Genomic DNA, 14171 nt, shown 5'->3' on the forward strand with positions numbered 1-14171 from the left:
ATTGCACGTCGGGCATGGCTGGAGCGTCACGGCGCGGCGCAGGAAGCGTTAGTCATGCGTGAAGGCCGCCGGTGTGCGCAGGCTATATTCCCGCGCCATCCCCCGACCCCCGGCAATCACCGTGTATCGACGAGACCTCCTGCTGGCAGGCCTGGCCCTGCCGGCGGCCTTCATGCTGCCCGGTCGCGCCTTGGCCGCCACCGGCGGCGGCACCGCGTTCGACGACGCCACGGTGCCGGCGCTGGCCGCCGCACTCGCCGCGACGGCGTACCGCGCCCCACCACGCGAGCTTCCCGCCGCGCTCGAGGCCATCGGCTACGACCGCTACCGCGACTACCGCTACAGGCCGGAACGCGCGCTGTGGCACGATCAGGCGCGTGGCTTCGAGGCGCAGTTCTTCCATCGCGGCTACATGTTCCGCGACCGCGTGGACATGCATGTCGTCGATGGAGGGCGCAGCCGGCCGTTCCCGTACTCGCCGTCGCTTTTCCGCTTCGACCACGGCGCGCCCGCGCCGGCCGCCGGCGCCGACCTGGGCTTCGCGGGCTTCCGCCTGCATGCCACGGGAAGCGGTGGGCTGGACGAGTTCGCGTCCTTCCTTGGCGCAAGCTACTTTCGCGCGGTCGCGCGCGGCCTGGGTTACGGACTCTCGGCGCGCGGCCTGGCGCTGGGCAGCGGCGACCCGGGGCCCGAGGAGTTCCCGCTGTTCCGCGCGTTCTGGCTGGAGTCTCCGGCCGCCGGCGCGGGGCAGGTGGTGGTGCATGCGCTGCTGGACTCGCCCAGCGTGGCCGGTGCGTTCCGCTTCGCGATCACGCCCGGCGACGAGACCGTGTTCGACGTCGACGCCCGTCTGTATCCACGCGTGGACCTGGCCACCGCCGGCATCGCGCCGCTGACCAGCATGTACGAGTTCGACGCGCATGATCGCGCGGACATCGACGACCCGCGGCCGGCGGTGCACGACTCGGATGTCCTGGCCCTGCTCACCGGCAGCGGCGAGCAGGCCTCGCGCCCGCTGCGCAACCCGCGCACGGTCGAACACAGCGGCTTCCAGGGCCGCGACCCGTGCGGCTTCGGCCTGGTGCAACGCAAGCGCCACTTCGAGGATTACCAGGATCTCGAGGCCGGCTACGAAAAGCGCGCCAGCTGCTGGATCGAACCGCTTGATTCCTGGGGCGAGGGCGAGGTCCACCTGGTCGAGATCCCGACCACCAACGAATACGCCGACAACATCGTCGCCTTCTGGCGTCCGGCCGCCCCCCTGGCTGCGGGCCGCGAGCACCGCTGGCGCTACCGGCTGCACTGGGCCGCCGATCACGGTTGGAACCCGGGCCTGGCGCGCGTGGTGGCCACCCGCAGCGGTGCGCTGGACCGCGCGCCGGGCCGCCAGTACCTGATCGACTTCGCAGGCGGGGCATTGCCGCAGAGCGATGGCGGCGTGCGCGTCCAGGCAAGCGCCAGCGCTGGCGCGCTCAGCAACGCGGTGGCCTACCGCAACCCCCACGGCAGCGGCTGGCGGGTGGGTTTCGAACTCGAGCACGGCGATCCAGGGCACGGCGATGCAGCGGCGGTTGAAATGCGGCTGTGGCTTGCAGGCGACAGCGGGCGCCTGACCGAAACCTGGCTGTCGCGATGGACACCGTGAGCCCTTCCGCAGCCCTGCCTGGCGGTGCGGTCGCACTGCATCCCGCGCTGCCACCGCTGCCGCCCGAGGCGCCGCTGGACATGCCGGTGCAGGCGCTCGACCGCGGCACCACCAGCAACCCGTTGCGCCCGACCACGCCGCCGAACATGGCCTGGCGCCGCTTCGCCGTGATCGCCGCCGCCGCGCTGCTGACCGCCATCGCCACCTACCAGCTGTGGTGGCTGCTGCGCGGCGACGGCATCGATCCGCTCGAGGGCACGATGCTGGTGCTGTTCGTCGGCCTGTTCGCCTGGATCGTGCAGGCCTTCGTGGGTGCGATCGCCGGCTTCGTGCTGCTGCTGCAGCGGCGGCCGCTGCGCATGGGCATGAGCGCGCACGGCCCGCTGCCGGCGCTCGCCACGCGTACCGCGCTGCTGGTGCCGATCTACAACGAGGATCCCGCGCGGCTGATGGCCGGCGTCCAGGCCATGCACGAGTCGCTGGCGACCACCGGGCAGCTCGAGCGCTTCGACTTTTTCGTGCTCAGCGATACGCGCAGTTCCGCCATCCAGGCGGAAGAAGCGGCGACGTTCCTCGCCCTGTGCGAACGCCTGGGGCCAGGTGCGCGCGTGTACTACCGCCTGCGCGACGACAACAGCGAGCGCAAGGCCGGCAACATCGCCGACTGGGTGCGGCGCTGGGGCGGCGCCTGGCCGCAGTTCCTGATCCTCGACGCCGACAGCGTGATGGATGGCGGCACCCTGGTGCGCCTGGCCGCGGCGATGGAGCGCCACGACGACGTCGCGCTGATCCAGACCCTGCCGGTGATCGTCAACGGCAACACCCTGTTCGCGCGCATGCAGCAGTTCGCCGGCCGCGTGTACGGACCGGTGATCGCCTATGGGGTGGCCTGGTGGCACGGTGCCGAGAGCAACTACTGGGGCCACAACGCGATGATCCGCACGCGCGCCTTCGCCGGATGCGCCGGCCTGCCGGAGCTGCGCGGGGTGAAGCCCTTCGCCGGGACCGTGCTCAGCCACGATTTCGTGGAGGCCGCGCTGATGCGCCGCGGCGGCTGGGCGCTGCACATGATCCCGGGCCTGGGGGGCAGCTACGAGGAGGGCCCGCCATCGCTCACCGACATGCTGGTGCGCGACCGCCGCTGGTGCCAGGGCAACCTGCAGCACGGCGCGGTGCTGCCCGCGCGCGGCCTGCACTGGGTCAGCCGCTGGCACCTGCTGATCGGCATCGGCCATTACTTCACCGCGCCGATGTGGGCGATGCTGATGATCGTGGGCGTGTCGATCCCGCTGCTGCACGCCGGATTCTCCTGGGGACAGTTCTCGCTTGAAGGCTTCTCGCCCACGGCCTACTGGCGCGAACAGGACGCGAACCGCTTCATCGGCGTGTTCGTGGCGACCATGACCATGCTGCTGTCGCCCAAGCTCATGGGCTACCTGGCCACGGTGGTCGACCCGGCGATGCGCCGCGGCTGCGGCGGTGCGTGGCGGACCTTCGTCGGGATGCTGTTGGAGACCCTGCTGGCCGCCCTGATGGCCCCGGTGACCATGTACGTGCAGTCGCGCGGCGTGGCCGGCGTGCTGGCGGGCAAGGACTCGGGCTGGGAATCGCAGCGCCGCGACGACGGCACGCTGCCGCTGCGCGAGCTGCTGCGGCTGTATGGCGGACTGACGCTCGCGGGCCTGGTCGCCGGCGTGGCCGCGTGGATGGTCTCGCCGGCGCTGGCGGCGTGGATGTCACCGGTCATCCTCGGCCTGGTGCTGGCGATCCCCATCGTCGCCCTGGGTGCGTCGCGTGCGGCGGGGCAATGGCTGCGCAGGCGACGCATCTTTGCAACGCCCGAAGAGCTGGCACCGCCACCGGTGCTGGTGCGCGCGACCGAGCTGCGCGCGGAGCACCCGGACCAGACAGCCTGATCGTCGGCGGCGTGGCGGCGGCGCGACACGGCGGGCCGCCCCGGCAGCGCCATGCATAATGGCGCGCCAACCGTATCGAGGCTTGCCATGCTGCTTGACTGCATCGAGCGCGAGACCGGGCCAAGCCCGGCCTGGAGCATCATCTGGCTGCACGGCCTGGGCGCCGACGGCGGCGACTTCGTGCCGATCGTGCCCGAACTCGTGCGCCCGGACTGGCCGGCGCTGCGCTTCGTGTTCCCGCACGCGCCGGTGCGCCCGGTGACGATCAACAACCGCGTGCCGATGCGCGCCTGGTACGACATCGTCGACATCGACCTGGCCAATCGCGCCGACGAAACCGGCGTGTCCGAATCGATGGTCCAGGTCGAGGCGCTCATCGCGCGCGAGGTCGAACGTGGCGTGCCGCGTTCGCGCGTCGTGCTGGCCGGATTCTCGCAGGGCGGCGCCGTGACCCTGGCCGCGGGCCTGCGCAGCGCCGAACCGCTTGCCGGCCTGGTCGCGCTGTCCACCTACGTGCCCTCCGCGAACAAGGCCCGCGATGCGTTGGCCGCCGGCGCCGAAAAGCAGCCGGTGTTCATCGGCCATGGCAGCCAGGATCCGGTGGTGCCGTTCCAGGCCGGGCAGCAGAGCGCGGCGCTGCTGCGCGAGCTGGGTTTCACGGTCGACTGGCACGCCTACCCGATGCCGCACTCGGTCTGCGCCGAGGAGATCCGCGACCTCGGCGACTGGCTGGCGCGACGGTTCGCGGCGGGCTGAGGTCCGTGGGCACGATGCGCGCCGAGGAGCCGTGGCTGCCCGACCTGTGCCGGCTGCCGCGGCTGGCGGCGATGCTCGGCATCGCCCAGCTGGTGGTCGTGGTGGTGGTGCTGGTGCCCGACGCCGGCACGCGCTGGGACCTGCCGCGCGTGCTGTCCACCAGCGGCTTCGCGCTGTGGCTGGCGCTGTCGGTGTCGGTGCTGCTGTGCGTGTCGCGGCGCGGGTTGTCGCGCCTGCCGCGGCGCACTGGCGCGCTGGTCGCGGTGGCGCTTGCCGCGGCGGTCGCCGGCGTCGTGGCGACGGTGGTGCATGCGCTGTTCGCCAGCGTCGGCGAAGCGGGGGCCTGGCCATCGGCGATGCGCTTCGTCACCGGTTCGGCCGGCGTGGTCACCCTGATCACCGCGCTCGCGCTGCGCTACTTCTACGTCATCGACCGCTGGCAGGCGCAGCTGGCGGCGCATGCGCGCGCCGAGGCCGACGCGCTGCAGGCGCGCATCCGCCCGCACTTCCTGTTCAACAGCATGAACATGATCGCCACCCTGCTGAAGCGCGACCCCGAGGTCGCCGAACGCGCGGTGCTCGATCTGTCCGACCTGTTCCGCGCCGCGCTCGGTGCCGGCGAGGGCGACTCCTCGCTGGCCGAGGAAGTGCGGCTGGTCGAACACTACCTCCGCATCGAGCAGCTGCGCCTGGGCGAGCGCCTGCGCGTGGATTGGCGGCGCGAAGAGCCGCTGCCCTGGGACCTGCCGATGCCGAGGCTGGTGCTGCAGCCGCTGCTCGAGAACGCGGTGCTGCACGGCATCTCGCGGCTGCCCGAGGGCGGCACGGTGGAGATCGCGCTGGCCGCGGATGACGACGCGCTGCGGATCAGCGTGCGCAATCCATCGCTGCCGCCGGACGCGCCGGGCGTGCACGGCGCGGGGCACGCGCAGCGCAGCATCGAGCATCGCCTGGAATATGCCTTCGGCCGCGCCGCGCGCATGGCCTGCGGCTGGGACGCAGGCTACTATGCCTGCGAGCTGCAGCTGCCGCTGGGCGGGCTGTCGCCGGGAGCGGGGGGGAGGAGGACGCCATGAAGGTGGTCATCGCCGACGACGAGCCGCTGGCCCGCGAGCGCCTGCGCAGCCTGCTGGCCGCGCACGCCGGCATCGACGTGGTCGCCGAAGCCGGCGACGGCCGCAGCGCACTCCAGGCCTGCGCCGAACACGAGCCCGACCTGGTGCTGCTCGACATCGCCATGCCCGGGATCGACGGTCTCGAGGCCGCGCGCCACCTGTCGGCCTTCGAGCCACGTCCGGCGGTGGTGTTCTGCACCGCCTACGACGCCCACGCGCTGTCCGCCTTCGACGCCGCCGCCGTCGACTACCTGGTCAAGCCCGTGCGCCCCGAGCGCCTGCAGGCGGCCATCGACCGCGTGCGCACCTTCGCGGCGGGGCTTGAACGCAGCCGCGGCGACGGCGGCGGCAAGCGGCGCACCCACCTGTGCGCGCGCCTGCGCGGCAGCCTGCGCCTGATCCCGATCGAGGACATCCACTACCTGCAGGCCGAGGAGAAATACGTGGTGGTCCACCACGCCCGCGGCGAGGACCTGATCGAGGAATCACTGAAATCGCTGGAAGAGGAGTTCGGCGATCGCTTCCTGCGCATCCACCGCAACTGCCTGGTCGCGCGCCACGAGCTGGTCGAACTGCGCCGCGATCCGGAGGGCCATGTGCACGCCATCCTCCGCCACGGCGCCCAGCCGCTGGAAGTCAGCCGGCGCTGCGTGGCGCCGCTGCGCGAGGCCTTGCGGCTGCTCTGACGCCCGGTCGGGGATAATGCCCCCATGACCACCCTCCGCATCGCCACCCGCAAAAGCCCGCTCGCCCTGTGGCAGAGCGAACACGTCGCCGACCTGCTGCGCGCCGCCCACCCCGGCATCGAGGTCGAACTCGTGCCCATGTCCACCCGCGGCGACGAAGTGCTGGACCGCTCGCTGGCGGCGATCGGTGGCAAGGGCCTGTTCCTGAAGGAGCTCGAGCTGGCGATGCTGCGCGGCGAGGCCGACTGCGCGGTGCATTCGCTGAAGGACGTGCCGATGGAGATCGACGCGCCGTTCGCGCTGCCGGCCTTCCTTGAGCGTGCCGACCATGCAGACGCCTTCATCAGCAGCCAGTTCGCGACCTTCGACGCGCTGCCGCCGGGTGCCTGCGTCGGCACTTCGTCACTGCGCAGGCAGGCGCAGCTGCGCGCGCTGCGGCCGGACCTCGAGATCCGCGACCTGCGCGGCAATGTCAATACGCGGCTGGCGAAGCTCGATGCCGGCGAGCACGACGCGATCATCCTCGCCTGCGCGGGGCTTGAGCGGCTGGGCCTGGGCGAACGCATCCGCGCGCGGCTGGACGCGCCGGAGTGGCTGCCGGCGCCTGCGCAGGGCGTGATCGCGATCGAGTGCCGCGGCGATGACGAAACGGTCATGGCGCTGTGCCGCGGGCTGGACCACGCGCATACGCGCACCTGTGCGTCCGCGGAGCGCGCGCTGAACCTGGCGCTGCACGGCAGCTGCCACGTGCCGGTGGCGGCGTTCGCGCAGCTGGACGGAAACCGGCTGTGGCTGCAGGCGCTGGTGGGTTCGGCCAGCGACGGGCGCGCGGTTCGGGCGGAGGCCGAAGGGCCGGCGTCGGAGCCCGACGCGCTGGGTCGCGAGGTCGCGGCGAAGCTGCTGGCCGGCGGGGCCGGGGAGTTCCTGCCGCCGCGCTAGAACCGGTACTTCACGTGCATCGAGCCTTCGGTGTCCGTTGCGCCGCTGCCGCCATTGCCCGCGCTGTCATGGCGCAGCTCGAAGTTCGAATGCAGCGTCCACTGGTCCTGCAGCTTCAGGTCCAGGCCGATCACCTGCCGGGTGGTGGTGTTGAACCTGCCGGCTTCCACCAGCAGGTTCTGGGTGAGCAGGGCGCGATCGGCAATGCTCTGGCGCAGCTCGAGCCGGCCGCGGGCGATCATGCCCTCGCCGGCGGTGCCGTAGTCGGCGTAGGGCTGCAGGCGGTAGCCGGTGCCGAATTCGAGCTTGACGTTGGTGTCGGGCGTGCGCACGGCCTCGTAGCCGAACCCTGCGGTGAAGCGCGAGTGGCTGCCGTGGTTGATCCGCCAGTCGCGGCGCGAGGCCGGCGAATACAGCGGGTAGCGGCGCGCGGCGATCGCCGGCAGGCGCATCGGCACCAGCGGGTCGACGCTGCCGGGTGTCTTCGGCTGCTTGATGCGCGTGAACCGGTTCGGTGCCTGCCAGGCGGCGTCCTCGCAGACCAGGCGGTAGCAGGGGCGGCGCAGGTCGGCGCGGCCCGCCGCCAGGGCGACCATCGCCGGCTCGCCCGGGGATTCCGGCAAGGGCTGGATGAATACGGGCGGGGCGGCAAGCGCCAGCCAGAGGGCCGCAAGCATGGGTCGGTCCGGTGGAAACGGTTACACCGCGACATTATCGCGGGCATCGGTGGCCGTTCCAAGGCGGCGGCCAGGGTCCGGTTCAGTAATAGGCGCTGACCACGTGGCGGGCCTGGGCGAAGAACAGCCAGCGTTCGGCGAAGGCGCCCGCCAGCAGCCCCAGCGCGGCCAGCAGCGTGGCCGCCAGCGCCGGGATCCAGCCGAGCGCCATCAGCAGCGTGGCCAGCAGCGGCACGGCGACCAGCCCGGCCAGTGCCGCCCGCCGCAGCCGCGTCGCATGCCGGCGCGCGAGCTCGAACACCATGTCGCGGGTGATGTAGTTCGCTTCGGTGTGCGGGCGTTCGAACACGCGGACCTCGCGGGCGGGCAGGCCGACCGCGGCGCCGCGGGTGGCCGGCGCGGGCTCGCCGTCGATGGCACGCCAGTACAGCCACTTGAGCACCGCGAGCACCAGCCCGAACAGCGCCAGGGTCGGCAGCATGCCGGCCGGACCCTGGCCGTGCAGCATCGCCGCCATGGACACCAGCTGCAGGGCCAGTCCCGTCAACAGCGCGAACAGCAGGTACACCGGCAGCACCAGAGGGTGCCGCCATGCCGGGATCGGCTTCAGCGAGGCGTAGATCATCGCCGTGCAGGCCACGGTGGCCAGCGCCAGCGCGGCCAGCAGCAGGCCCAGGCAGGCGAGCCAGGCGGCGCGCGTGGCGCCGGGCTGCATCCACAGCAGCAGCGCCATCGCGGCGGCTGCCGGCGGCGCGGTGGCCACCGCCAGCACGCCCTCGCGCGACAGCCACGAGCTGCGCCACTGGCTGAATGCGCGCCAGGCGCGGCCGGGCTTGCCCAGGTGGGCCAGCGAGCAGAGCAGGCCGATGGTCGACAGCAGCAGGCCCAGGCCGAGACCGGCCAGCTGCACGCCTTCCAGCGCAGGCGACAGGCCGCCGCGCAGCGCCAGCATGGCGATGGTCAGCCCCGACCAGGCGAGCAGGCCGTAGCCGGCGCCGGACAGGGTGGTGAAGAAAATGACCGACAGGGAGGGATGCATCGGGTGTCAGCGCCTCAGCATGCGGTTGAGCCAGTGCAGCGGCGAAGCCGCGCGCGTGGGCGCGGGGGCGCCCGCGTCGCCGCCGTTGCCGCCGTCGCGCCGCGGACGCGGCGGGAGGTAACGGTTCACCGGCTGGTAACCGAGTTCGGGCATCAGCGCCACGCCACCGCGATCGGCCACCAGCTTCGACACGTCGGAGTCCGGATCGCCCAGGTCGCCGAAGTGGCGCGCGCGCGTGGGGCAGGCCTGCACGCAGGCCGGCACGCGCTCGGACTCATCCAGGTGTTCGTTGTAGATGCGGTCCACGCACAGGGTGCATTTCTTCATCACCCCTTCCACCGGGCTGTATTCGCGGGCGCCGTAGGGGCAGGCCCAGCTGCAGAGCTTGCAGCCGATGCACTTGTCCTCGTCGACCAGCACGATCCCATCCTCGGCGCGCTTGTAGCTGGCGCCGGTGGGGCAGACGGTGACGCAGGCCGGCGTCTCGCAGTGCAGGCAGCTGCGCGGGAAGTGCAGGGTCATCGCGGGCTGGTCCGCGTCCGCCGCCACTTCGTAGCTGTGCACGCGGTTGAACCACACCCCGTCCGGATCCTTTCCGTAGGGGCGCTCGTCGGTCAGGGGCCCGGCGATGCCGCCGGAGTTCCACTCCTTGCAGCTGGTCGCGCAGGCGTGGCAGCCCACGCATGTGTCGAGGTCGATCACCAGGCCCAGCTTCCTGGTCGACGGTGGCGGCAGGTCGGTCACGGCAGGCTCATGCGCTGAAGGGGAAGTAGCGCGGGATCAGCACCACCGCCATCACGATGAAGATGACGTTCAAGGGCAGGCCGACCTTCACGAAGTCGCGGAAGCGGTACCCGCCCGCGGCGTAGACCATGGTGTTGGTCTGGTAGCTGATGGGCGTGGCGAAGCTGGTGGACGCGGCAAAGGCCACCGCGACCAGGAAGGGCTTGCTGTCGAGGCCGAGCGACTCGGCGGTGGCGATCGCGATCGGCACCACCACCGCCGCCGACGCGTTGTTGCTCATGATCTCGGTCAGGACCGAGGTCAGCACGTAGATCACCGCCAGGGTCGCGACTGGCCCGAAACCCCCGAACAGCCCGATCGAAAAGTCCGCGATAAGGGCCGCCGCACCGCTGTTCTGCAGGGCGATGCCCAGCGGCAGCACGCCGGCCAGCAGCAGCACCACGCGCCAGTCGATCGCCGCGTACGCGTCTTCCGGCTCAAGCACGCGCAGCAGCAGCAGCATGCAGCAGCCGATGATCGCCGAAGCGACGATGCTCATCAGCCCGGCGGCGGCCGCCACCACCACCGCCACCAGGATGCCCAGCGCCAACAGCGAGCGGCGGATCGAGGTGCGCGCCTGCTCGCGCTGGCCCAGCACCACCAGGCCCGGGTCGGCGCGCATCAGGTCTAGCGCGCCTTCCGGGGCATCGAGCAGCAGCACGTCGCCGACCGCCAGCGGCACGTGGTCCAGCGGCTGCCGGGTGGACAGGCGGTGCCGGTGCAGGCCCTGCACGCGGGCGTGGTAGGTGTGTGCGAAGCGCAGGCTGGCCAGGGTGTGCCCGACCAGGTGCGAGCTTGGCGCGACCATGACTTCGGCGTGCACGCGCCCGTCCTCGTCGTCGCCTTCAAGGTCGCCGGCCACGTCGTCGTGGCGCAGCTTGAGCTTGCGTCGCGCGGCCTCGATGTCGGTCCAGTTGCCGCGCACCAGCAGGCGGTCGCCGGCCTCGATGCCGGTGCCGCGCGGCGAGGGCACGGCGGTGCGGCCGCGGAAGATCTCCAGCACCACCACGTCACCGCTGTCGTCGGGCAGGAGCTCGCTGCCGCGCTTGCCGATGGCACCGGACTTCTCCGAAACCAGCAGTTCGACCACGTAGCGGCCGGCGTGGCCGCTGTCGGCCTGCTGCGGAACGCCCAGGTCGGGCAGCAGGAAGCGGCGCGCGATCATCAGGTACACCGTGCCCACCACCACGAAGATGCTGCCGAGCTGGCTGAACTCGAAGATGGTGAATCCTTCGTGCCCCGCCTGTCGCGCCATGGAGTCCACCAGCAGGTTGGTGGAGGTGCCGATCAGGGTGCATACGCCGCCGAACTGGGCCGCGTACGACAGCGGGATCAGGAACTTCGACGGCGGCAGGTTGTTGGCCACCGCGGCGGCGATGATCAGCGGCAGGAACACGGCAACCGCCGCGGTGTTGTTGATGAAGGCCGACACCAATGCGGTCAGCAGCATCATCACCAGTGCGAGCAGCCAGCCCCAGCGGATGCGCGCGATGGTCTCGCCAAGCCGGTTGAGCGAACCACTCTGCTGCAGCCCTGCGCTGAGCACGAACATCGCCGCCACCGTGACCGTGGCCGGGCTGCTGAAGCCCGACAGCGCTTCCTCGGTGCTGACCAGGCGCAGGGTGAGCAGGGCGGCCAGCACCAGCATCGCCACCACTTCGGGCGGCATCTTCTCGCTGATGAACAGTGCGACCGCGCCGGCGACCACCAGGAAGGTGAGCAGCATGTCCGGCGTCATCGCGGGCGGGCCCCGTAGCGCAGCGGGCCCGCGGGCGTATCGCCCAGTTCCAGGACTTCGAACTGCGGCTGCGACAGCGGCCCGGGCGCGTCCGCGCGGCGCAGGCCCACGCGCAGGTCGAACCAGGCCGCCTGGCCGGTGACCGGGTCGGCGTTGGCATAGTCGCCGCGCGGGGTGATGTCGGAGATCAGGTGGTTGAGCAGGAAGCCTTCCCGGCCCTCCGGCGCGTCCCTGTCGAGCCGCCACGCGCCGCGGCGCTTGCCGATCGCGTTCCAGGTCCAGAGGGTGTCGGGCTGCACGTTGGCGGCGAACTTCGCCTGCACCGTGATCTCGCCCAGGTGCGAGCTGACCACCACGTGGTCCTCGTCGCCGATGCCGTGGCGGGCGCCGGTGTCGGGATGCATGTACAGCCAGTTGCGCGCGGCGATCTGCCGCAGCCAGGCGTTCTGCGAGCCCCAGGAGTGGTACATGAACATCGGCCGCTGGGTGATGGCGTGCAGCGGGAAGGCATCGCCGTCCACCTGCGCCTGCTCGAAGGGCGTGTACCACATCGGCAGCGGGTCGAAGTAGGTCGCCACGCGCTCGCGGTGCTCGTCCGGCGGCTGGTGCGCGCCATGGCCCTGCGCGGCAAGGCGGAAGGTCTGCAGCTGCTCGGCGTACATGTGCAGGGTGATCGGCGCGTTGGAGCCGATGAAGCCCAGGCCGTGCGCCCAGTCCAGGTAGGCGCGGTTGGACATCTTGAAGTAGCGCGCCTGCTCGGGCACCTCTTCGCGCCAGAAGCCGCCGTTGTCGATGTAGCGCTGCAGCTGGTCGGGATTGGGCGCGCCCTTGCCCTGCAGCGTTCCGTCCCCGCCGCGCCAGCCGGCAAGCAGGCCGACGCCGGGCGTGCGCTCGTGGCGCACGATGTAATCGGCATAGTCGCGATACCGCGGCGAGCCGTCGGCGTTCACCATGCCGGGCAGGCCAAGGCGGGCGCCAAGGTCCAGCAGCACCGACTGGAAGCCGCGCACGTCGCGCACGCGGCCGTCCTTGTCGGGCTGCGTGGCCGGGTCGAACAGCGGCTGGCGGATCGCATCGGCTGCACCGTCGGCGTCGGAGATCGGCCGGTCCAGCATGCTGATCGCGTCGAAGCGCTCGAGGTAGGTGGTGTCGGGCAGTACCAGGTCGGCGTAGGCCACCATCTCGGAGGCATAGGCATCGGAATAGATGATGCGCGGGATGCGGTATTCGCCGTCATCGTCCCTGTCGGTCAGCCAGCCGATGGTCTCGCGCGTGTTCATCGACGAGTTCCACGCCATGTTGGCCATGAACATCATCAGCGTGTCGATGCGGTGCGGGTCGCCGGCGTGGGCGTTGCGCAGCAGGGTGTGCATCATCCCGTGCGCGGACAGCGGATAGGCCCAGGAATAGGCGTGGTCGATGCGCCGCGGCCGGCCCTCGTCGTCGACCAGCAGGTCTTCGGGGCCGTGCACGAAACCGAGCGGGCCGGCGTCGAGGCTGCCGTCCTCGCGACGCGCCTTGCCGGGCCGGTTGGGCGGCGGGATCGGCTTTGGATACGGCGCCTGGTAGCGGAACGAACCCGGTGCGTCCACCGCGCCCAGCAGCAGCTGCAACAGGTGCAGCGCGCGGCAGGTGTGGAAGCCGTTGGAATGCGCGCTGATGCCGCGCATCGCGTGCAGCGACACCGGGCGGCCGACCATCTCCGCGTGTTCGCGCCCCCAGGCATCGGTCCACGGGACGGGCAGGCTGAGGTTCGAGTCGAACGCGGCCTCGGCGAGTTCGCGCGCGATCCGGCGGATGGTCCCGGCGGGGATGCCGCAGCGGTCGGCCACGGCATCGGGCGCGTACTGCGGATCGAGGTAGCGTTCGGCAACGAGCTGGAATGCCGGCACCGCGGTGCGGCCGTCGGGCAGCGTGTATTCGCCAACGACCGCGGGGCAGATATCGGGCGTGTCGGCGCGCTGGACCCCGTCTCCTGCCTGCGCGGACTCCGCCCAGCACAGCGCCCGCCCTTCGCCATCGCGCGCGAACATGCCGTCCTCCGCGCCGCCCGGATCCTTCACCACCAGCCAGTGCGCATCCGCATGCCGCACCAGGTAGTCGAGGTCGATGCGGTCCATCCGCAGCAGCTCGTGGATCAGCGCGAATGCGAACAGTCCGTCGGTCCCCGGCCGGATCCCGATCCACTCATCGGCGATCGCACCGTAGCCGGTGCGCACCGGGTTCACCGCCACGATCTTGGCGCCGCGCGCCTTGAGCTTGCCCAGGCCGATCTTGATCGGGTTGGAGTCGTGGTCCTCGGCCACGCCCCACAGCATCAGGTAGCGGCTGTGCTCCCAGTCCGGTTCGCCGAACTCCCAGAACGAGCCACCCAGCGTGTACAGCCCGCCCGCGGCCATGTTCACCGAGCAGAAGCCACCATGCGCGGCGTAGTTGATGGTGCCGAACTGCTGCGCCCACCAGCCGGTGAGCGCCTGCGACTGGTCGCGGCCGGTGAAGAACGCGAGCTCGTCCGGATTGCGCTCGCGGATCGGCGCCAGCCAGGCGGCGGCGAGTTCCATCGCCTCGTCCCACTCGATCTCGCGGAACTCGCCGCGGCCGCGTTCGCCGACCCGCAGCAGTGGCCGGGTCAGCCGCGCGGGCGAGTAGTGCTGCATGATCCCGCTGGCGCCCTTGGCGCAGAGCACGCCCTGGTTCACCGGATGCGCGGGGTTGCCCTGGATGTAGCGGATCGACTGGCCGCCGGGCCCGCCGTCGCGCAGCCAGACCTTGATGCCGCAGCGGCAGGCGCACATGTAGCAGGTCGTCGTCTTCACCTCGTCACCGGGCGAGGGCGAGGTGTCGAGCACGGGTTCGTCCGGACGGTGTGCGCGCATG

Annotated in this window: 11 protein-coding genes; 6 read left to right on the top strand and 5 right to left on the bottom strand. The window is 71.4% G+C overall.

Going from position 1 to position 14171, the window contains the following annotated elements; genetic code table 11:
- The first annotated feature begins 121 nt into the window (after positions 1-121).
- From WCE39_RS09845 to hemC, 6 genes are all read left to right on the top strand, one after another.
- Positions 122-1645, top strand: coding sequence for a glucan biosynthesis protein (locus tag WCE39_RS09845; RefSeq protein WP_343276506.1), 1524 nt, complete (start codon positions 122-124; stop codon positions 1643-1645).
- Positions 1633-3561 (top strand): glucans biosynthesis glucosyltransferase MdoH, encoded by a 1929-nt coding sequence (gene mdoH, locus WCE39_RS09850; protein WP_343276507.1) that lies wholly within the window; start codon positions 1633-1635, stop codon positions 3559-3561. Before WCE39_RS09845 ends, mdoH begins: the two co-directional genes overlap by 13 nt.
- A gap of 87 nt (positions 3562-3648) precedes the next feature.
- Positions 3649-4317 (top strand): alpha/beta hydrolase, encoded by a 669-nt coding sequence (locus tag WCE39_RS09855; protein ID WP_343276508.1) that lies wholly within the window; start codon positions 3649-3651, stop codon positions 4315-4317.
- Positions 4318-4331: 14 nt separating this feature from the next.
- The gene (locus WCE39_RS09860; protein ID WP_343276556.1) at positions 4332-5393 is read left to right on the top strand and encodes a sensor histidine kinase; all 1062 of its coding nucleotides are present in this window, start codon (positions 4332-4334) and stop codon (positions 5391-5393) included.
- Positions 5390-6118, top strand: coding sequence for a LytR/AlgR family response regulator transcription factor (locus tag WCE39_RS09865; protein WP_343276509.1), 729 nt, complete (start codon positions 5390-5392; stop codon positions 6116-6118). Before WCE39_RS09860 ends, WCE39_RS09865 begins: the two co-directional genes overlap by 4 nt.
- A gap of 24 nt (positions 6119-6142) precedes the next feature.
- On the top strand, positions 6143-7057 hold the full coding sequence (gene hemC, locus WCE39_RS09870) for a hydroxymethylbilane synthase (RefSeq protein ID WP_343276510.1): 915 nt from the start codon (positions 6143-6145) through the stop codon (positions 7055-7057).
- Here hemC and WCE39_RS09875 read toward each other — a convergent pair.
- From WCE39_RS09875 to WCE39_RS09895, 5 genes are all read right to left on the bottom strand, one after another.
- Positions 7054-7734: a DUF481 domain-containing protein gene (locus WCE39_RS09875; RefSeq protein WP_343276511.1), complete on the bottom strand. Its 681-nt coding sequence runs from the start codon at positions 7732-7734 to the stop codon at positions 7054-7056. The genes hemC and WCE39_RS09875 overlap by 4 nt on opposite strands.
- A gap of 82 nt (positions 7735-7816) precedes the next feature.
- Positions 7817-8773: a dimethyl sulfoxide reductase anchor subunit family protein gene (locus WCE39_RS09880; protein ID WP_343276512.1), complete on the bottom strand. Its 957-nt coding sequence runs from the start codon at positions 8771-8773 to the stop codon at positions 7817-7819.
- A 6-nt stretch (positions 8774-8779) separates the two neighbouring features.
- Positions 8780-9517, bottom strand: a complete 738-nt coding sequence (locus WCE39_RS09885; protein ID WP_343276513.1) for a 4Fe-4S dicluster domain-containing protein — start codon at positions 9515-9517, stop codon at positions 8780-8782.
- A 7-nt stretch (positions 9518-9524) separates the two neighbouring features.
- The gene (locus WCE39_RS09890; RefSeq protein WP_343276514.1) at positions 9525-11282 is read right to left on the bottom strand and encodes an SLC13 family permease; all 1758 of its coding nucleotides are present in this window, start codon (positions 11280-11282) and stop codon (positions 9525-9527) included.
- Positions 11283-11290: 8 nt separating this feature from the next.
- Positions 11291-14170: a molybdopterin oxidoreductase family protein gene (locus WCE39_RS09895; RefSeq protein WP_343276515.1), complete on the bottom strand. Its 2880-nt coding sequence runs from the start codon at positions 14168-14170 to the stop codon at positions 11291-11293.
- Between the last annotated feature and the right edge of the window lies 1 nt (position 14171).

It is taken from the genome of Luteimonas yanweni (assembly GCF_039548475.1).
Lineage (GTDB): Bacteria > Pseudomonadota > Gammaproteobacteria > Xanthomonadales > Xanthomonadaceae > Luteimonas.

Coding starts and splice junctions, on each gene's coding strand:
- mdoH (WP_343276507.1), top strand. CDS start 1,633: ATGGACACCGTGAGCCCTTCCGCAGCCCTGCCTGGCGGTGCGGTCGCA.
- WCE39_RS09880 (WP_343276512.1), bottom strand. CDS start 8,773: ATGCATCCCTCCCTGTCGGTCATTTTCTTCACCACCCTGTCCGGCGCC.
- WCE39_RS09860 (WP_343276556.1), top strand. CDS start 4,332: ATGCGCGCCGAGGAGCCGTGGCTGCCCGACCTGTGCCGGCTGCCGCGG.
- WCE39_RS09895 (WP_343276515.1), bottom strand. CDS start 14,170: ATGCGCGCACACCGTCCGGACGAACCCGTGCTCGACACCTCGCCCTCG.
- WCE39_RS09890 (WP_343276514.1), bottom strand. CDS start 11,282: ATGCTGCTCACCTTCCTGGTGGTCGCCGGCGCGGTCGCACTGTTCATC.
- WCE39_RS09875 (WP_343276511.1), bottom strand. CDS start 7,734: ATGCTTGCGGCCCTCTGGCTGGCGCTTGCCGCCCCGCCCGTATTCATC.
- hemC (WP_343276510.1), top strand. CDS start 6,143: ATGACCACCCTCCGCATCGCCACCCGCAAAAGCCCGCTCGCCCTGTGG.
- WCE39_RS09855 (WP_343276508.1), top strand. CDS start 3,649: ATGCTGCTTGACTGCATCGAGCGCGAGACCGGGCCAAGCCCGGCCTGG.
- WCE39_RS09865 (WP_343276509.1), top strand. CDS start 5,390: ATGAAGGTGGTCATCGCCGACGACGAGCCGCTGGCCCGCGAGCGCCTG.